The 21,556-nt window shown below is 75.8% G+C and carries 2 protein-coding genes; both read right to left on the reverse strand.

Features of this window, described 5'->3' with window-relative positions; genetic code table 11:
- Positions 1 to 19 precede the first annotated feature (19 nt).
- The gene (locus tag G5C65_RS38915; RefSeq protein ID WP_241265505.1) at positions 20 to 21,016 is read right to left on the reverse strand and encodes a type I polyketide synthase; all 20,997 of its coding nucleotides are present in this window, start codon (positions 21,014 to 21,016) and stop codon (positions 20 to 22) included.
- 5 nt (positions 21,017 to 21,021) lie between these two features.
- The coding region (locus G5C65_RS02505) for an acyl carrier protein (protein ID WP_165296903.1) at positions 21,022 to 21,556 on the reverse strand (535 nt) is incomplete at its 5' end.

Consider the following 21,556-nt stretch of genomic DNA (forward strand, 5'->3'; position numbering starts at 1 on the left):
TCGTTGTCCATCTGCAACCTCACTTGAACTCTTGGTCCAGGAACGCGAAGACCTCGTCGGGAGTGGCGTCGCGCAGCCGGCCGGCCACGTCGTCGGTACGGCCCGCGCGCTCCGCCTCGTCGACCTGCGTCAGCAGGGCCCGCAGTTTGGTTCTGACCTGCTTGCGCAGATCGTCGTCGGCTTCCAGCCCGGACAGCCCGGACAGCGCTGCCCCGGCCTGGTCCAGTGCGCCCAGCACCGGCGGTGCCGCCGAGGGCGCGAGCCGTTCGTGGAGGTACGCGGCCATGGCCGTCGGGTCCGGGCGGTCGAACAGCAGGGTGGCGGGGAGCGCCAGTCCCGTCGCGGCCCGCAGCGCGTTGCTGAGTTCCACCGCCGCCAGCGAGTCGAACCCGGCGTCCGTGAAGGGCCGGTCGGGGTCGATCCGGTCCGGGCCCGGGTGTCCCAGCACGGCGGCGGCCTCGGTCCGTACGAGGTGCAGGACGGCGGCGGCCCGCTCCTTCGGCGGCAGCCCGGCGTACCGTTCCGCCCAGGTGTCCCGGGCGGAGCGGCGCTCCGCGGTGATCACCGAAGCGAGCAGCGGGGGCACCCCGCCGGCGCGCACCCGGGCCGGATCGAACCGCACGGCGGCCAGCGCCGCGTCCTCGGCGGTGACCGCGGCGTCGAAGGCGGCCAGGGCCTGTTCCCCGGTCAGCGGGACGACGCCGCCGCGGGCCATCCGGGCGCGTGCCTCCTCCGGCAGGCGGGCGGCCATCCCCGCCGGGGACTCCCACGGGCCCCAGGCCACGGACTGGCCGGGCAGGGCCAGTTCGCGGCGGTGGGCGGCCAGCGCGTCGAGGAAGCCGTTCGCGGCGCCGTAGTGCGCCTGGCCGGGGCTGCCGAGTGTCCCGGCCACCGAGGAGACGGTGACGAACAGGGCGAGGTCGAGGTCCTTGGTCAGCTCGTGCAGATGCCATCCCGCGTCGGCCTTCGGCGCCAGCACCCGGTCGATCCGGTCGCGGGTGAGGTTGTCGATCACGCCGTCGTCGACGACGCCGGCGGCGTGCACGACGCCGGTCAGCGGATGCGCGGCGGGGACGCTGCGCAGCGCGGCCTGAAGCGCGGCGCGGTCGGAGACGTCGCAGGCCAGCACGGTGACGTCGACGCCCAGCCCGGTCAGCTCGGCCACGAGCCGGTCGGCGGAGCCGTGCCGGCCGATCAGCAGCAGACGGCCGACGCCGTACTCGGTCGCCAGGTGTCTGGCCAGCCGCCCGCCGACGAGCCCGGTTCCGCCGGTGACCACCACGGTCCCGTCCGGGTCGAGGGCGGGTCGCCGCCGCCCGTCCGGGGCGGCCCGCAGGAGGCGGGGCACGTGCAGCGTGCCGGACCGCACGGCGACCTCCGGCTCACCGAGGCGTGCCGCCGCGGGGACCAGGCCGGCGCAGTCGGGGCTGCCGGGGTCGGCGAGCCGGATCTGCACGATGCGCTGCGGGTACTCGCGCTGTGCGCCGCGCAGGAACCCGGAGAGGGCTCCGGTCCACGGGTCGGTGTCGTCCCGGGTCAGGACGGCCACCGTCGCGGTGGTGTCCGCGCCGGTGAGGGCGGCGAGCAGCCGGTCCCGCGTCCGGTCGAGGAGTTCGTGGGTCGCGGGGACGGGGTCCGTGACGTGCCCGGTGGCGTCGAGCAGCAGGAGGCCGGCGTCCTGTGCCGACTCCACGGGCTCGATCGCCGGGGCGGACAGCGCGCACGCGCCGTGCACCTCGGTGACCAGGCAGCGCGCGGACACCGGTTCCGGGGTGCGGACCGGAGTCCAGTGCGTGCGGAACAGGTCCGCCGCGTGGTTGCGGACCCGCAGCTCCCCGGCCGCGACGGGGCGGGTGGCCAGCGATCGCGCCTGGGCGACCGGCTGTCCGGCGGCGTCGGCGACCAGGATGCCGACGGACGACTCGTCGAGAGGGGTGAGCCGTACCCGCAGTCCGCGCGGCCCCGGTGCGCGCACCGCGACGCCCGCCCACGCGAACGGCAGGCGCAGCTCCGCGGCGTCCATGGCCATCGCGTGCAGCGCGGCGTCGAGCAGCGCCGGGTGGAGCACGAAGTCCGCGCCGTCCGGAGCGGGACCGTCCTCGGGCGGGCCGACCTCGGCGTACACCTCGTCGCCCCGCCGCCAGGCCGACCGCAGCAGGCGGAACGCGGGGCCGTAGTCCAAGCCGGTCCGCGCGAGCCGCTCGTAGGCGTCGCCGGTCTCCAGCGGGGTGGCGCCGTCCGGCGGCCAGGCGGTGAGGCCGCTGTCGGCCGCCGGTGCCGCCGCCGCGCCGTCGGCCAGCGTTCCCTCGGCGTGTGTGGCCCATGACCCGCCGCCGTCCGGTTCGCCGGGCCGGGAGAAGACGGCCACGTCGCGGTTGCCGTGGTCGTCCGGCGCCGACACCCGCACCCGCAGGAAGACGGGGTGCGTGTCCGGGAGTTCCAGCGGCTCGCGCAGGTCGAGGTTCTCCAGGAGGGTGCTGCCGGTCAGCTCTCCGGCGTACAGCGCGAGGTCCAGGAACGCGGTCCCGGGCAGCAGGACCCGGCCGCCCACGGCGTGGTCGCCGAGCCAGGGGTGGGTCTCGCGGGAGATGCGCCCGCTCAGGACGCGGCTCCCGTCCGGCAGCTCCATCACTCCGCCGACCAGCGGATGCTCCGTGGACTCCAGTCCTGCGCCCCGCACATCGCCGGTGTCCCTCGCCCGGTCCCGCAGCCAGAAGTGCCGGTGCTGGAAGGCGTAGGTCGGCAGGTCCACCCGGCTGCCCGGTGGCAGGACGTCCCCCCAGGAGACGGACCCGCCGTGGATGTGGACCTCGCCGAGGGCGGTGAGCAGGGCCGCCGCCTCGGAACGGCCGGCGCGCTGGGCCGCGACGAACGCGGCGCCGGGGGAGCGCTGGTGGCCCATCGCGGTCAGCGGCGCGTCCGGGCCCACCTCCAGGTACGTGGTGGCCCCCTGGTCTTCCAGCGCGGCCAGTGCGCGGTCGAACCGCACCGTGTTCCGCACCTGGCGCACCCAGTACTCGGGGGTGGCGCAGTCCTCGCCGGCCGCCGGCGCGATCGGGATCCTCGGGGGATGGAACGTGAGCGTGGCGACCGCGTCGGCGAACTGCGCCAGCATGCCGTCCATGTGGTGCGAGTGGAAGGCGTGGCTGACCCGCAGGTTCCTGGTCCGCCGCCCGCGCGCCCGCCACCGGCCGGCCACCCCCTCGACCGCGTCGGCGTCGCCGGACACCACCACCGCTTCGGGGCCGTTGACCGCGGCGAGCGCGACCCGGTCCGGGAGGTCGGCGCGCATCTCGTCCTCGGTGGCCTGGACCGCGACCATCGCTCCGCCGGGCTCGCACGCCTCCATCAGCCGGGCGCGGGCCAGCACCAGCCGGGCGGCGTCGTCCAGGGTGAGCACGCCCGCCGCGTGCGCCGCTGCCACCTCGCCGATCGAGTGACCGGCGAGGACGTGCGGGTGGACACCCCACGACTCCAGCAGCCGGAACAGCGCGACCTCGAACGCGAACAGCGCCTGCTGGGCGAATTCGGTGCGGTCGAGCCGGTCCGGGTCGTCGCGTACGACGTCGGGCACGGCGGGGTCCAGCACGGCGCAGACCGCGTCGAACGCCTCGGCGAAGGCCGGGTACGCGGCGTACAGCTCGGCGCCCATCCCGGCGCGCTGTGCGCCCTGCCCGGAGAAGAGGAACGCGACGGCGCCGCGCGGCCGCGCGTGTCCGGTACGCACCTGGGCCCCGGTCTCCTCCGCTGCGACGCGCTCCAGTCCGCGCAGCAGTTCCTCGCGGCCGGTGCCGACCACCACGGCGCGGTGTTCCAGGCGGGCCCGGCCGGTGGCCAGCGACCGCGCCGTGCCGGCCGGGTCGAGGGCGCCCGCCTCCCGCGCCAGCCGGGCCGCCTGGTCGCGCAGCGCGGCCTCGGTGCGGGCGTGCAGCAGCCAGGGCACGGGGCGCTCTCCCTGGGGCGCGGCGCCCTCCGGCCGGTCCGCGGTGGGCTGGTCCGCGGGCGTGCGCTGCTCCAGGACCACGTGCGCGTTGGTGCCGCTGATGCCGAACGAGGACACGCCGACGCGTCGCGGCCGGTCGCCGGACGGCCACGTGTGCGCCTCCGTCAGCAGCCGGACGTCTCCCCGCGACCAGTCGGCGTGCGGCGTCGGCCGGTCCACGTGCAGGGTCCGGGGCAGCGCCCCGTGGCGCAGCGACAGGACCGCCTTGATGACCCCGGCGACGCCCGCCGCGGCCTGGCTGTGGCCGATGGTGGACTTGAGGGAGCCCACGTGCAGCGGTGCGGAGCGGTCGCGGCCGTACGTCGCGAACAGGGAGCCCAGTTCGATGGGGTCGCCCAGGGTCGTTCCGGTGCCGTGCGCCTCCACGGCGTCCACAGCGGACGGTTCGAGCCGGGCGTCGGCCAGCGCGTCGAGGATCACCCGCTCCTGCGCGGGGCCGCTGGGCGCGGTCATCCCGTTGGACGCGCCGTCGGAGTTCACCGCGCTGCCGCGCAGCACGGCCAGCACCGGATGGCCGTTCCGCTCCGCGTCCGAGAGCCGCTCCACCAGCACCAGTCCGGCGCCCTCGGCGAAGCCCGTGCCGTCAGCGGAGGACGAGAAGGACTTGCAGCGCCCGTCGGGTGCCAGCCCGCCCTGCCGGTCGAACTCGCCGAGGACGGCGGGTGTGACCATCACGGTCACACCGCCGGCGACGGCCCGGTCGCTCTCCCCTCTGCGCAGCGACTGGACGGCCAGGTGCAGCGCGACCATCGAGGACGAGCAGGCGGTGTCCACGGTGAGCGTCGGGCCGCGCAGTCCGAAGGAGTAGGCGACGCGCCCGGACACCAGGCTCATGGAGTTGCCGTTGCTCAGATAGCCGGACAGCTCCTCGGGCACGGCACGCAGCCGCGATACGTACTGGCTGTCGTAGGCGCCCAGGAACACCCCGGTGCGGTGGTCGCGCTGGGAGAGGGGGTCGAGCCCCGCGCGTTCGAACACCTCCCAGGAGAGTTCGAGCGCCAGCCGCTGCTGGGGGTCCATGGCCAGGGCCTCGCGGGGCGAGATGCCGAACAGCTCGGCGTCGAACTCGCCCGCGCCGGTGAGGAATCCGCCGCGCATGTGCTGGGCCCGCGCGGGCCAGTCCCGGTCGTCGGGGGCCTCGCCGATCGCGTCGGTTCCGCTCTCCAGCAGCCGCCACAGGTCCTCCGGGCTGCGCACCTCGCCGGGGAACCGGCAGCTCATCGCGACGATCGCGATGGGCTCGCCGGGGGCCGCGCCTTGTGCCCGCCGGGGTGCCGGGGTCTCGGCGGAGTGCCGCTGGGCGCCGAGCAGTTCGCTCTCCAGGAGGGCGGCGAGCGCGCCCGTCGTGGGGTGGTCGAAGACCAGGGTCGCCGGCAGCGTGAGCCCGCTCGCGCCGTTGAGGCGGTTGCGGAGCTCGACGGCGGTGACCGAGTCGAAGCCGAGGTCCTTCAGGGCACGCTGGTCGTCGAGCTGGTCGGCGGAGGTGTGTCCGAGTACGGCGGCGACATGGGTGCGCACCAGGTCGCCCAGTGCGGCGCGCCGTTCGCGCTGCGGGAGCCCGGCCATGCGGGCCGCGAGATCCGACGGCTGTCCGGACCCGGCGGCGGTCTGCTCCCGCATCCGGCCGACGTCGGTGATGTCGTCGAACAGGGCGCTGGGGCGTGCGGCGGTGAAGGCGTGGTAGAACCGCTTCCAGTCCAGGTCGGCGAGGACGAGGGCGGGCTCCGCGCGGTGGACGGCCTGCTCCATGGCGTCCAGCGCCAGGTCGGGCCGCATGGTGCGGATGCCGTGGCGCTCCATCAGCTCGCCGACGCGGCCGAGCGCCATGCCGTCGCCGGCCCAGGCGCCCCAGGACAGCGCGGTCGCCGGCAGCCCTTCGGCGCGCCGCCGGTGTGCCAGCTGGTCCAGGAAGACGTTCCCCGGGGCGTAGTTGCCCTGCCCCGGGGTGCCGATCGTGCCCCCGACGGAGGAGAACAGCACGAACTGCGACAGGTCCGCCTCCCGGGTCGCCTCGTGCAGGTTGACAGCGGCGCTCACCTTGGCGCGCAGCGCCCGGTCCACCTGCTCCAGCGTCAGCGAATCGATCACGGCGTCGTCGAGGACCGCCGCGGTGTGGACGACGGCGGTGAGCGGATGTTCCGGGGGGATCGTGGCGAGCGCCTGCGCCAGCGCCTCCCGGTCGGCCGCGTCGCAGGCCCGGATGGTCGCCGAGGCGCCCAGCTCGCACAGCTCGCGCTCCAGCTCCGGCGCCCCGTCCGCCGCCGGGCCGCTGCGGCTGAGCAGCAGCAGGTGCTCGGCGCCGTTGCGCGCCAGCCGCCGCGCGACCTGCGAGCCGAGCGCGCCGGTCCCGCCGGTGATCAGCACGGTGCCGCTCGGCGACCACGCCGGGGGCGCGTCCGGCGCGCCGGGCGCGGCGCGCACCAGCCGGCGGCCGAGCAGGTCGCCGCCGCGGACCGCGAGCTGGTCGCCCATATCGCCGTGCAGGGCCGTGAGGAGCCGGGCCGCGTCGGTGTCGTCGGCGTCCTCGGGCAGGTCGACGAGCCCGCCCCAGCGGTCGCCGTGTTCCAGCGCCGCGACCCGGCCCAGGCCCCACACGAGCGACTGCCGGGGGTGTACGGCCTCGCCGGGCGAGCCGGTGGCCACGGCCGCCCGGGTCACGCACCACAGCGGCGCGGCGATCTCCGCGTCGCCCAGCGCCTGCAGCAGCGTCAGGGACGCGGCGAATCCGGCCGGGGTGCTGTCGTACTCCGGATGCGGGTCCTCCGCGAGGGGCAGCAGGGACAGCACTCCGCGCAGCCCGCGGTCCCCGACGGCGGCACGGACGCGTCCGGCCGTCTCGGCGCGGTCCGAGGGGGCCGCGATCCGCAGGACGACGGCGTGCTCGCCCAGTCCGCGTACGAGGGGGCCGACGGCCGACGGCTCGTGCTCCGCTTCGGGCACCACCAGCAGCCAGGGGCCGTCCGGCGCCGCCCTGCGGGCGCCGCCCAGCGCGCGCCACGCCTCGTGGTACCGCCAGCGCTCGGTGCCCCGGCGGTCGCGCTGCGTCCGATACCAGCGGGCCAGCGCCGGCAGCGCCGGGGCGAGGTCGCGGGCCGGGTCGCTCTGCTCCCCGGAGCCCAGGACGCGGGCCAGCGCTGCGGCGTCCTGCTGTTCCACTGCGGCCCACAGCCGCGCGTCGGCGCCGTCCGCCGGCGCCGTCTCCTCCGGCGCCGGATCGAGCCAGAACCGCTGGTGCTGGAAGGCGTAGGTGGGCAGCGCGACCCGGCGGGCGCCGGTGCCGCTGTAGGCGCTCTGCCAGTCCACCGCGACGCCGTGGACCCATGCCTCGGCCAGGGACCGGGTGAAGCGCTCGGTGTCCGGCTCGTTCCTGCGGAGCGACCCCAGCGCGGCGCCCGGGGCGGCCATCTCCTCCAGGGTCGCCTCGATTCCCGCGGTCAGCATCGGATGCGGGCCGGCCTCGATGTACAGCCGGCGGCCGTCGTCGACCGCGGCCCGGACCGCCTGTTCGAACCGGACGGTGTGCCGCAGGTTCTCGTACCAGTAGCGGGCGTCCAGCGAGGCCGTGTCGATCACCTGTCCGGTCAGGGTGGAGTAGAAGGGCACCGGGGCGGAGACGGGGGCTATCCCGGACAGCGCCGTGCGGAGTTCCGCCTCGATGGACTCGACGTGCGGGGAGTGCGAGGCGTAGTCCACGGCGATCCGCCGCACCCGGACGCCGTCCGCCTCGAACGCGGCGACGGCCCGGTCCACCTCCTCGGCGGAGCCGGAGACCACGGTCGTCCCGGGCCCGTTCACGGCGGCGACCGTCAGCTGCCCGTCCCACGGGCCGATCCGTTCCGCGACCGCCTCCCGGGGCAGCGGGACCGAGGCCATGCCGCCGCGCCCCGCGAGTTCCCGGGCGATGGCCCGGCTGCGCAGGACGACCACCCGCGCGCCGTCGGCCAGGGACAGCGCCCCGGCCACGACCGCGGCGGCGATCTCGCCCTGGGAGTGTCCGATGACCCCGCCCGGCCGTACGCCGTGGGCGCGCCACAGCTCGGCCAGGGACACCATGACCGCCCACAGCGCGGGCTGCACCACCTCCACCCTGGCCAGCGCGGACTCGTCGGCCAGCACATCCAGCAGGTCCCAGTCGACCAGGGGCTCCAGCGCCTCGGCGCACTCCCGCAGGGCGCGCGCGAAGACGGGGGACGCCGCTGTCAGGCCCAGCGCCATCCCCACCCACTGGGCGCCCTGGCCGGGGAAGACCAGCACCGGCCGGTCCGGGTCCTGCGCCGGGAGGGCGCCGTGCACCACCTGTGCGGACGGCTCGCGCGCGGAGAGCGCCGCGAGCCCGGCGGCCAGCCCGTCCCGGTCCTGGCCGAGGAGGACAGCCCGGTACTCCAGCTCCGCGCGGGTGGCCGCCAGCGAGAACCCGATGTCCACGAGGTGCCCGCCGGGGTCGCCGAGGCGGGCGCGCAGCCGTTCGGCCTGGGCCGACAGCGCGCCCGGGGAGCGTGCGGAGAGCACCCAGGGGCGGAAGGCGAGGTGCCGCTCCGGCTCCGGGGGGTCCGCCGGTTCCGGAGCGGGCGCCTGCGCCGCGTCCGCCGCGTCCGCCGCGTCCGCCGCGTCCGCCGCGTCCGCCGCGTCCGCCTGTTCGATGATCAGGTGGGCGTTCGTACCGGTCACGCCGAACGACGAGACGCCCGCCCGGCGGGGGCGCCCGTGGGCCGGCCACGGCCGCGCGGCGGTGAGCAGTTCGACCGTCCCCGACGACCAGTCCACATGGGACGAGGGCCGGTCGACGTGCAGGGTCCGGGGCAGGGTGCCCCCGCGCAGCGCCATGACCGTCTTGATCACACCCGCCACCCCGGCGGCGCCCTGCGCGTGGCCGATGTTGGACTTGACCGACCCCAGCCACAGCGGGGTGTCGCGGACCTGGCCGTAGGTGGCCAGCAGGGCCTGGGCCTCGATCGGATCGCCCAGCGTCGTTCCGGTGCCGTGCGCCTCCACGGCGTCGATGTCGCGTCCGGACAGTCCCGCCGCGCGCAGGGCGCGTTCGATGACGCGTTCCTGGGACAGTCCGTTCGGCGCGGTCAAACCGTTCGACGCGCCGTCGTTGTTGACCGCCGAGCCGCGCACCACGGCGAGCACGTCATGGCCGAGCCTGCGCGCGTCCGAGAGCCGCTCCAGGAGCAGCACGCCGACGCCCTCGGCCATCCCGAAGCCGTCCGCCTCGTCGGAGAACGAGCGGCATCGGCCGTCCGGCGCCAGGCCGCGCTGGCGGCTCAGCCCCAGCAGCCCGTGCGGGGTGCTCAGGACGGACACGCCGCCGGCCAGCGCCGCGTCGCACTCGCCCTGGCGCAGGGCCTGGGTGGCGAGATGGACCGAGACGAGGGAGGAGGAGCAGGCCGTGTCCACGGTGAGCGCGGGCCCCTCCAGGCCGAAGACGTAGGCCAGCCGGCCGGCCAGGGCGCTGCTCCCCGCCCCGGTGATCAGGTAGCGCTCGTCGCCGCCGGACAGCGCCGAGTAGTCCTGCCCATGCGTGCCGACGAACACTCCGGTGGACGTTCCGGCCAGCGACGTCGGATCCCACCCGGCCCGCTCGAAGAGCTCCCAGGACGTCTCCAGGAGAATGCGCTGCTGCGGATCCATGGCGAGCGCTTCGCGCGGGGCGATGCCGAAGAAGTCGGCGTCGAATCCGGAGACGTCCCGCAGGAATCCGCCGCGCCGCACATAGCTCGTGCCGGGCGTCTCCGGGTCCTCGTCGTAGAGCCCGTCCAGATCCCACCCCCGGTCGGTGGGGAACGGCCCGGTGGCGTCCGCCTCGGCGAGTACGAGCTCCCACAGCTGCTCCGGCGTGGCGATGTCCGCGGGGAAGCGGCAGGCCATGGCGACGATGGCGACGGGCTCGTCCACCGGCGCCTGCCGGGGGCCCGCCTCCGGCGCCGGGCGCGGGCTCTCGCCGGCCAGCCGCTCGCCGAGGTGGCCCGCGACGGCCAGGGGCGTCGGGTAGTCGAAGACCAGTGTCGCCGGGAGCCGGACCCCGGTCGCGGTGCTGAGGCGGTTCCGCAGCTCGACGGCGGTCAGCGAGTCGAAGCCGAGCTCCTGGAACGGCCTGCGCGCCGCGATCTCGTCCGACGCGGTGTGGCCGAGCACGGTGGCCACATGTTCGCGGACCAGGCCGACCAGCGCACGCTCCCGCTCCGCTGCGGACATCCCGGCCAGCCGCGCCGGCCAGGAGGACGGCTCGACGGCGTCGTTCCCGGCCCGCCGGGGCGCGCGGCGCACGAGCCCGCGCAACAGCGCCGGCACCTGGGGGAGGTCCCGCAGCACCTCGGTATCGAGCCGTACGGGGACCAGTGCGGCGTCCGGCATGCCCAGGGCGCGGTCGAGGAGCGCCAGGCCCTCCTGGGCGGAGAGGGGGCTCAGGCCGGCCCGCGCCATCCGTGCGAGGTCCGCGTCCGCGATATGCGCGGTCATGCCGCTGCGCGGTTCCCAGAAGCCCCAGGCCAGGGACTGGCCGGGCAGTCCGCTGGACCGCCTGTGCTGGGCCAGGGCTTCCAGATACGCGTTGGCGGCGGCGTAGTTCGCCTGCCCGGCGCCGCCGAGGACGCCGGCCGCGGAGGAGAACATCACGAACGCGGACAGGTCGTGGCCGCGCGTCAGTTCGTCCAGATGGCGCGCCGCGTCCGCCTTGGGGCGCAGCACCTCGTCCAGCTGTGCCGCGGTCAGGGTGTCCACCGTGCCGTCCGCCAGCGCTCCGGCGGCGTGGACCACCGCCGTCAGGGGTCCGGTGCGGGACAGCAGCGACGCCAGCTGCGAGCGGTCCGCGGCGTCGCAGGCCGCCACCGTCACCTCGGCGCCGAGGCCGGTGAGTTCCGCGTGCAGCTCGGCCGCGCCCTCGGCGTCCATCCCGCGGCGGCTGGTCAGCAGCAGGCGGCGCACCCCGTGGGCCGCCACCAGATGACGGGCGACGAGCCCGCCGAGCACCCCGGTCCCGCCGGTGATCAGCACCGTGCCCGCGCGGTCCAGCGGGGCCGGCACGGTCACCACGATCTTGCCGATGTGCCGCGCCTGGCTGAGGAACCGCAGTGCCTCCACCGTGTGGCGCACGTCCCAGGCGGACACCGGGACGGGTGTGATCGCGCCCTGCCGGAAGAGGTCCATCAGCTCGGCGAGCATCTCGCCGAGCCGTCGCGGCCCCGCTTCGACGATGTCGAACACCTGGTAGGACACTCCGCGATGGCGCCGGGCCACCTCGTCCGGGTCGCGCACATCGGTCTTGCCCATCTCCATGAACCTGCCGCCGCGGGGCAGCAGGCGCAGCGATGCGTCGACGCTCTCCCGGGCGAGCGAGTTGAGCACCACGTCGACGCCGCGGCCGCCGGTGGCGTCCAGGAACGCCGCCTCGAAGTCGAGGGTGCGGGAGGAGGCGATGTGCGTGTCGTCCAGTCCGAGGTCCCGCAGGGCCTGCCATTTGGGAGGGCTCGCGGTGGCGAACACCTCCGCGCCGAGGTGCTGTGCCAGCTGTATCGCGGCCGTTCCCACGCCGCCGGTGCCCGCGTGCACCAGCACCGACTCGCCACGGCGGAGTCCGGCGAGGTCGGTCAGGCCCCAGTAGGCGGTCAGGAACACCACGGGCACCGAGGCGGCCGCCGCGAAGGACCAGGTGTCGGGTATGTGTGCGAGCAGCCGGTGGTCGGCCACGGCCACCGAGGCGAGGGACGAGGGGAACATGCCGAAGACCCGGTCGCCGGGCCGGAAGCCGGACACGTCGCCGGCGACCTCCAGGACCACTCCGGCGCCCTCGCCGCTGAGCCCCGTCTGGTCGACCATGCCGAGCGTCAGCAGCACGTCGCGGAAGTTGAGGCCGGCGGCGCGGACCGCCAGCCGCACCTCCCCCGCCGCCAGCGGGCGTTCGGCCTCCGGGTGCGGCCGGGGTTCGAGGTTGTCCAGGGTGCCCCGGCCGGTCAGGTCCAGCTGCCAGGGCTGGTCGCCCAGCGGCGCCGGCGCCGCTGCGGCCCGCTGCAGACGCGGGATCAGCAGCGTCCCGCCGCGTACCGCGACCTGCGGCTCGCCGGACGCGGCGATCGCGGCCACCGGGAGGTCGGCTGCGCCGTCCGTGTCGGCCAGGACGAACCGGTCCGGGAACTCCGACTGGGCCGAGCGCAGCAGGCCCCAGACCGCGGCATGCGCCGGATCCTGGACGGGGTCGCCGTGGCCGACGCTCACAGCGCGCCGGGTCGCGATCAGCAGCCTGGACGCCTCGAACCGGCTCTCGGCCAGCCACTCCTGCACCAGCGCCAGGGCCCGGCCGACGGCGGTGCGCACATCGCCCGGACAGGAGGCGAGCACCACGTCCGGTGCGGGGCCGGCGGGGTCGGCGAGGTCGGCGAGGCTGCCGTCGCCGATGTCGGCGGTGACGACCGCGGGTGCGGACGGGGCGGACGGGGCGGGCTCGGCCGGCGTCCAGGACAGCGCGAACAGCGCGTCGGGCGCCGAGCGGGCCGGGGCTTCGAGTTCGCCGGACGCGACCGGCCGCAGCGACAGTCCGTCCACGGACACCACCGGCGCGCCGGTGGTGTCGACGGCGTGCAGCGCGAGGGTGTCGGCGTCCGTCATGGACAGCCGCAGCCGGAGCCGGGTGGCCCCGACGGCGTGCAGGGTGACCCCGCGCCAGGCGAACGGCAGCCGCGCCGCGCCGTCCGGCGAGAGCAGCGCGGCGCCGTGCAGCGCCGCGTCGAGGAGCGCCGGGTGGAGTCCGAACGCGTCCGGGTCGGCCTCATCCGGCAGCGCGACCTCGGCGAGGATCGTGTCGTCGTCGGCCCGCCACGCGGACCGCAGCCCGGCGAAGCTCGGCCCGTAGTCGAGGCCGCGCCCGGTGAGCAGGTCGTAGAGGCCGTCCACCTCGACCGGAGCGGCGCCCTGCGGCGGCCACGGCGGAAGGGGGAGCTCTGCAGCCCCTGCCGCTTCCCCTGCTTCCGGCTCCGGCTCCGGCTCCGCCAGGGTCCCGGAGGCGTGCCGGGTCCAGGTGCCGCCGTCGGCCAGCGCGGAGTGGACGGTGGCCGGCCGCCGGCCCGCGTCGTCCGGCGGGCCGACGACGACCTGCAGCTGAAGGTCCGCGTCGGCCGGGAGGGCCAGGGGCGCCTCGATGACGAGTTCGTCGATCCGCCGGCAGCCCGACGCCTCCCCCGCCCGCAGCAGCAGTTCGACGAACGCGCTTCCGGGCAGGATCGGCGTCCCGAAGACGGAGTGCTCCCTCAGCCACCGGTGGGTGTCCGGGGACAGCCGGCCCGTGTAGAGGTCCTCGCCGCCGGCGGCGAGGCGGGTCCTGGCGCGCAGCAGCCCGTGGCCGACCGCGTCCAGTCCGAGGCTGCCGGGGTCCGATGCGCCCGGGTGCGGCTCCAGCCAGTAGCGGCGCCGCTGGAAGGGGTAGGTGGGCAGGTCGACGACGCGTGCGCCGGTGCCGCGGAACGCGGCGGCCCAGTCGATCCCGACGCCCCGCACATGCGCCTCGGCCAGCGACAGCATGAACCGGTCGAGCCCGCCGTCGTCGCGGCGCAGGGTGCCGAGCGCGTGCGCGTCGTGGCCGCCCTCGTCGATCGTCTCCTGCGCGCCCGTGAGCAGCACCGGATGCGAACCGACCTCGATGAAGCAGGTATGGCCCGCGGACAGCAGCTCGCGGACGGCCGGGGCGAAGCGGACCGTCTCGCGCAGGTTCCGGTACCAGTACTCGGCGTCCATGGTGGTGGTGTCGAGCCACGTCCCCGCCACGGTGGAGAGCACCGGTACGGCGGAGGGGGCCGGTTCGATGCCGTCCAGGGCCGCGAGGAGCTGGTCGTGCAGCGGTTCCACCTGGGCGGAGTGCGAGGCGTAGTCGACGGGGATGCGCCGTGCCCGCACCTCGCGGCCCGCGCACTCCGCCAGCAGCGCCTCCAGTGCGTCCGGGTCGCCGGACACCACCGTCGAGGCCGGTCCGTTCACCGCGGCGATTCCGATGCCGTCCCGGAGGATGCCGCCGACCTCGGACGCCGGCAGCGGCACGGAGACCATGCCGCCCCGGCCCGCGACGCCGACGAGCGCGCGGCTGCGCAGGGCGACGACGGCCGCCGCGTCCGGGAGCGAGAGGGCTCCGGCCACGCAGGCCGCGGCGATCTCGCCCTGGGAGTGCCCGACCACCGCGTCGGGGACCACCCCGTGGGACCGCCACAGTTCCGCCAGCGACACCATCACGGCCCAGGACAGCGGCTGGACCACGTCGACCCGCTCGTGCGCGGCCGGGTCGGCGAGCGCCTCGGTCAGCCGCCAGTCCGCGTACGGGGCCAGGGCGGCCTCGCACTCCGCCATCCGCGCGGCGAACACCGGGGAGGTCTTGATGAGTTCGAGGCCCATTCCGGCCCACTGCGCGCCCTGTCCGGGGAAGACGAACACCACCTTCCCGTCCAGGTCGGCGGTCCCGGAGACGAGCCTCGGGTGTGCGGCGCCGTCGGCCAGCGCCCGCAGGCCGTCCCGGCCGGCGCCGACGACGACGGCGCGGTGACGCAGACGGGCCCGGGTCGACCCGAGGGACCAGCCCACATCGGCCGCGCGGACACCGGGACGGTCCGCGGTGCCTTCCAGCAGGCGTCCGGCCTGGTCCCGCAGTCCCCCGGCGGTCTCGGCGTACAGCGCCCACGGCACCCAGCCGGGATCGGCCAAGGCGTCGTCACCAGGCTCGGACCGGCTCTCGTCAGGCACCTGTTCGAGAATGAGGTGGGCGTTTGTCCCGCTCAGTCCGAACGACGACACCGCGCCGCGGCGCGGGCGGTCGTGCGCGGGCCACTCGCGCGCCGCGGTCAGCAGCCTCGCCGCACCGGCGGACCAGTCGACCTTCGTCGTCGGCCGGTCCACGTTGAGGGTCCTCGGCATGACGCCGTGCCGCATCGCCTCCACCATCTTGATCACGGCGGCGACTCCGGACGCCGCCTGGGTGTGGCCGATGTTCGACTTCAACGAGCCGATCCACACCGGGTTCCCGGCGTCGCTCCGCTGCCCGTAGGTCGCCAGCAGCGCCTGCGCCTCGATCGGGTCGCCCAGGCTGGTGCCGGTGCCGTGCGCCTCGACGACGTCCACGTCCGACGCGTCGAGCCGGGCGCCGGCCAGCGCCTGCCGGATCACGCGCTGCTGGGAGGGCCCGTGGGGCGCCGTCAGCCCGCTGGAGGCGCCGTCCTGGTTCACCGCCGAGCCGCGGATCACCGCGAGGACCGGGTGCCCGTGGCGGCGGGCCTCCGACAGCCGCTCCAGCAGGACGAGGCCGACGCCCTCGGACCACGCCGTCCCGTCCGCGGTGTCGGCGAACGCCTTCACCCTGCCGTCCGGCGCGAGCGCGCCCTGCTTGGAGAACGCCACGAACGGGTCCGGGCCGGCCATCAGGGAGACGCCGCCGGCGAGCGCCATCTCGCACTCGCCCTGCCGCAGCGCCTGTGCCGCCAGGTGCATCGCCACCAGCGAGGACGAGCACGCGGTGTCCACTGTGATCGCGGGCCCCTGTAGTCCGAACGTATAGGCGATCCGCCCGGAGACGATGCTGCCTGCCGGGCCCATGGCGTCCGCGTCCGGTGCCGCGGCGGTCCCGTAGTCGTGGTACATCGACCCGGCGAAGACCCCCACCCGGGCCCCGCGCAGCGAACGCGGATCGATCCGGGCACGCTCGAACGTCTCCCAGGACGCCTCCAGCAGAAGCCGCTGCTGCGGGTCGGTCAGGACCGCTTCCTTCGGCGATATCCCGAACAGCGCGGCGTCGAACTCCGCCATGTCGTAGAGGAAGCCGCCTTGGCCGGTCGCGCACTCGGCGTGGGCCAGCTTCGCTGCCCAGCCGCGGTCGGTCGGGAATCCCGAGATCCCGTCCAGTCCCTCGTTCACCAGGTGCCACAGCTGTTCCGGGGAGGCGACGCCGCCGGGCAGCCGGCAGGCGGCGGCGACGATCGCGATCGGTTCGTCGCCGTGTTCCGCTCCCGCGCTCGCGACCACCTCGACGGTGCGTCCGCCGAACGCGTCGCTCAGATGCTCCGCGAGCGCCGCGGGAGTCGGGTAGTCGAACAGCAGCGTCGGGGGGAGCCGGAGGCCGGTCGCGCGGTGCAGCCGGTTGCGCAGCTCCACCGCCGTGAGGGAGTCGAAGCCCGCTTCGAGGAACGGGCGGTCGGGGCCGATCCTCGCCGGGTCGCGGTGCCCCAGCACCGCGGTGGCGTGGCGACGGACCAGGTCCAGCGCGTCCGTGCCGTCCCAGTGCGCGCCGCCGTCGCCGCCTGCCGCCGCCGCGGGGAGCTCCCGGCGGCCGAGGATGTTCCGCAGGAGGTGTGCGTGCCGTGCGGTCGGGGTGGCCGCCGTGTCGAACCGCATCGGCAGCAGCACCGGCTCGCCGCTGGTCATCGCGAGGTCGAACAGCGCCGTTCCCTGTGCGGCGCTGAGCCCGAGCGCGCCCGAGCGGTCCAGCCGGGCGCGGTCGCCGCCGCTCAGCTCTCCCGCCATCCCGGCCGGGCTCTCCCACAGCCCCCAGGCGAGCGACAGCGCCGGGAGCCCCTGCCGCCTGCGGTGGACGGCCAGTCCGTCGAGCGCCGCGTTGGCGGCGGCGTAGTTGGCCTGACCGGGCGAACCGAGGACCCCGGCGGCCGAGGAGAACAGGACGAACGCCTCCAGGTCGCCGGTCAGTTCGTGCAGGTGCCACGCCGCTTCCGCCTTCGCGGCGGCCACCGCGCGGACGCGCTCGGGCGTCAGCGACTCCACCACGCCGTCGTCCAGCACGCCCGCCATGTGGATCACCGCGGTCAGCGGGCGGTCGCCGGGGATCGAGGCGAGCAGCGCGGCCAGCGCCTCCCGGTCGGACACGTCGCAGCTCACGACCGCGACCTCGGCGTCCAGCTCCGGCAGCTCGGCGGTGCCGCTCCGCCCCGCCAGCACGAGGTGCCGCACGCCCCAGGCAGCGACCAGGTGCTCGGCCATCAGCACGCCGAGCGCCCCGGTGCCGCCGGTGATCAGCACGGTGCCCGCGGGGTCGAGGGCCGGGGCGCGGTCACCGCCGGAAGCGCGCTCCAGCCGGGGCACGGACACCTCGCCGTCCCGGATCGCCGCCTCCGGCTCGCCCACGGCCACCGCGGCGGGGACCAGCGACGCGTCCTCGTCGCGGGCGCACTCCACCAGCACGAACCGGTCCGGGTGCTCGGCCTGCGCGGAGCGCACCAGGCCCCGTACCGCCGCGTCGTGCCGCTCGTCGCCGACGACCACCGCCAGCGGGGAGAGGTCGTTCGAGGCCAGCCGGGCCTGCACACGCTCCAGCGCCTCCGCCACCGAGCGGGGCCGTATCCGGGCCACGTCGTCCCGGACCGGGGACGCGGGCGCCGCCCGGTGCCACGCCACGCGGTAGAGCCCGCCGCCGGTGCGCGCGCCGATCCCGGTCGACGGCAGGGGGCGGACGGACAGCCGCGCCACGGAGACGACGGGGTTCCCCGCCTCGTCGCAGACGGACAGCGCCGCGCTGTCCCCGCCGTCCCCGCCGTCCTCGCCGCGCGGCGACAGCCGCACCAGCAGCCGGGACGGAGCGGCGGGGGCGTGGACCGCGACCCCGGACCAGGAGAACGGCAGGCGCGCCTGATCGGCGCCGGTGAGCAGGTGCAGCCCGTGCAGCGCGGCGTCGAGCAGCGCCGGGTGGATCAGGAACCGGTCGTCCCGCATCTCCTGCGGCGGGACGACCTCGGCGAGCACGTCGTCCCCGTCGCGCCAGGCGCGTCGCACGCCGCGGAAGGACGGACCGTAGTCCAGTCCCGCCCGGCCCATCCGCTCGTACATGCCGCCGATCTCGACCGGCTCGCCGGGCCGCCAGGGCGGCGCGGACGCCGGGGACGGCACGCCGGGGGCGAGGACACCGGTCGCGTGGCGCAGCCACTCCCCCTCGCCCGGCTCGTCGAGGCGCGAGGCCAGCGCCACCTCGCGCGCCCCCGACCCGTCCGGGGCGCCGACCCGCATCTGCAGGGCCACCGCGCCCGAGGCCGGCAGCATCAGCGGGACCTGCATCGTGAGCTCGGCCAGCTGTCCGCAGCCGAGCCGGCGGCCCGCCGTGAGCGCGGCCTCGACCAGTGCGGCCCCGGGCACCACGACCTCGCCCGCGACGACGTGTTCGGCGAGCCAGCCGCTCGCGTCGACGCTGCCGGAGAAGACGTACCCGTCGCCGTCGGCGAGGCCGACCACCGCGGCGAACAGCGGGTGCCGCCCCGGGAGCAGTCCGGTACCGCCGAGCTCGGTCCGCGCCGCCGTGCCGTCGAGCCAGAACCGCTCGCGCTGGAACGCGGTGGTCGGCAGGTCGATCCGGCGTCCGGACGGCAGGAGCGCCGGCCAGTCGAGGTCACGGCCGTGCGCGTGCAGCCGCGCGAGCGCGGCGGAGAGGGCCGTCGGCTCCGGCTGGTCGGCGCGCAGCGTGGGCACGAAGAGCGCGTCCTCGACGCACTCCGAGCCCATGGAGGCGAGCACCGAGTCCGGGCCGAGTTCCACAAAGGCGCGCACGCCGTCCCGGCGGGCAGCGCGCAGCGCGTCGAGGAACCGGACGGGTTCGCGCACCTGCCGTATCCAGTACTCCGGGTCGGACACCTCGCCGGACGCGGTGGGCAGCACGGGGATCCGCGGCCGGTGGAAGGTCAGGCCGCGGACCACCTCGCCGAAGGCGTCCAGCATCGGTTCCATGCGGTGCGAGTGGAAGGCGTGCGAGACGCGCAGGCGGGTGCAGCGCCCCCACGCGGCGGCGAACGCGTCCACCGCGTCGCCGTCCCCGGAGACGACCACCGACTCGGGGCCGTTCACCGCCGCGATGCACGTCCCCTCGGGCAGCGCGGCGCGTACGGCCTCCTCCGAGGCGCGGACCGCGACCATGGCCCCGCCGCCGGGGAGCGCCTGCATCAGGCGCCCGCGCGCGGACACCAGGGTGCAGGCGTCCGCCAGCGACAGCACACCGGCGACATGCGCGGCGGCGATCTCGCCGACCGAGTGGCCGATGAGGACGTCCGGGGTGACGCCCCACGACTCCAGCAGCCGGTACAGCGCGACCTCGACCGCGAACAGCGCGGGCTGGGCCCGGTCGGTCCGGTCGACCTCCGCGCGCAGGTCGCCGATCGCCGTACGCAGCTCCGGGTCCCACTCCGCGCACACCGCGTCGAACTCCCGGGCGAAGGCGGGGAACGCCGTGTGCAGTCCGCGCCCCATCCCGATCCGTTGGGCGCCCTGGCCCGCGAACAGATATCCGGTGGGGTGCGAGGCCGCGGTTCCCTCGAACACGTTGCCCGCCGGCTCACCGGCAGCGATCGCCCGCAGCCCCTCCAGGAGCGACGCGTGGTCCTCCCCCGCGACGACGGCGCGGTGCTCCATACGCGCCCGCGTCGTCGCCAGCGACACGCCGGTGTCCACGGGCCGCTCCCGTTCGGCGTACGGCAGCAGGCGCTCCGCCTGGGCCCGCAGGGCGCTGCCGCTGTGCGCCGACAGCGCCCACAGCACGGGGCCGCCCCCGGGCGGCTCCCCGTCGGTGACGCTGTCGGCGGCGGCGTCGCCGATGGCGGCGTCGCCGGCCACGTCGCCAGGCGCGTCCCCGGCCATGTCCTCGGTCGCGTCCCCGGTCGCGTCCTCGGTTGCCTGTTCGATGACGACGTGCGCGTTGGTGCCGCTGGCGCCGAAGGAGGAGACGGCGGCGCGCCGCGGCTGCCCGGTCTCCGGCCAGGGGCGGTTCTCCCGCAGCAGCCGGACGTCCCCGGCGGACCAGTCCACGTGCGAGGTCGCCTCGTCCGCGTGCAGGGTCCTCGGGAGCAGCCCGTGCCGCAGGGCCAGCACGGTCTTGATGACACCGGCGACCCCCGCGGCGGCCTGCGTGTGGCCGATGTTGGACTTCAGGGAGCCGAGCCACACCGGCCGGTCCCGGTGCTGCCCGTATGTCGCCAGCAGGGCCCGGGCCTCGATCGGGTCGCCCAGTGACGTACCGGTCCCGTGCGCCTCCACCAGGTCCACGTCGGCCGGCGACAGAGCGGATTCGGCGAGCGCCTGCCGGATGACGCGCTCCTGCGACTGTCCGTTGGGAACGGTCAGACCGCTGGTCATGCCGTCCTGGTTGACCGCGCTTCCCCTGACGACCGCCAGTACGGGGTGGCCATGACGCCGCGCGTCGGAGAGACGTTCGACCAGCAGCATGGCCGCGCCCTCGGCCAGCCCGGTGCCGTCCGCCGACTCCGCGAACGCCTTGCACCGGCCGTCCGGCGCCAGCCCGTTCTGCCGGGTGAACTCCAGCAGCGCCGCGGGGGTCGACAGCACCGAGACCCCGCCGACGAGCGCCAGGGAGCAGTCGCCCTGGCGCAGCGAACGACCCGCCAGATGCAGGGCCACCAGCGAGGACGAGCACGCGGTGTCCACCGTGATCGCCGGCCCCTCCAGGCCGAGGGTGTAGGCGATCCGGCCGGAGGCGATGCTTCCCGCGCTCCCGTTCCCGAGGTAGCCGGTCACCTCGTCAGGCGCCGACAGCGTCCGCTCGTACGACCCGTAGTCGTGGTACATCAGACCGGTGAAGACCCCGGTCCGGGTGCCGCGCAGCGACGTCGGGTCGATCCGCCCGCGCTCCAGCGCCTCCCAGGAGGTCTCCAGCAGCAGCCGCTGCTGCGGGTCCATCGCGAGCGCCTCGCGCGGGGAGATGCCGAAGGGCTCCGGATCGAACTCCGCGGCGTCGTACAGGAATCCGCCCTGCGCGGTCGCACACGTTCCGTCAGCCGTCGGCGTCCCGGTCAGCGCATCCAGGTCCCAGCCCCGGTCGGCGGGGAACCCGGAGATCGCGTCCCGTCCGCCAAGGACGAGGTCCCACTGCTGCTCGGGGGAGGCGACCCCGCCCGGCAGCCGGCAGGCCATGCCCACGATCGCGATCGGCTCCTGGTCCCTTTCCTCCACCGCCCGCAGCCGCCGGCGGGTCTGCCTGAGATCGGTGGTGAGCCGCTTGAGGTAGTCGAGAACCTTGCCTTCGTCATGCGGGTCGGGCATGCCGGTCACGGCTCCTCCAGTTCCTCGTCGATGATCGCGAACATGTCGTCGAGACCGGCTGACTCCAAGGACGTGTCGGCAACCGGGTGCTGAAAGCTCTCCAGCAGGGAACCGAGGCGTTTTCTGATGCCGATCCGCTCCGCCTCCTCCGGTGGCAGCGCCGCGACCATCGCCTCGAACTTGCGCAGTTCGGCCAGGACATCGGTCTCGGGCGTCTCGTCCCGCGCCGTCAGCTGCCCGGCCAGATGGTCCGCCAGGTCCGCGGGCGTGGGATGGTCGAACATCAGGGTGCTGGGCAGTCTGAGCCCGGTCTTCGCGCTGATCCGGTTCCGGGTCTCCACGGCGGTCAGCGAGTCGAAGCCCATGGCGACGAAGCCGCGCCTGCTCTCGATCTCGTCCGGGCTCCGGTGGCCGAGCGCCGCCGCGACCGCCTCCCGCACCAGATCGAGGACGAGCCGGGGCCGTTCGGCCTCGCCGGCCTCGTCGAACCGTCGGCGGAACGAGTCGTCGGCCGCGGCTCGTCCTCGATCTGGTGCGGGA

Source organism: Streptomyces boncukensis, assembly GCF_011045075.1.
Classification (GTDB): domain Bacteria; phylum Actinomycetota; class Actinomycetes; order Streptomycetales; family Streptomycetaceae; genus Streptomyces; species Streptomyces boncukensis.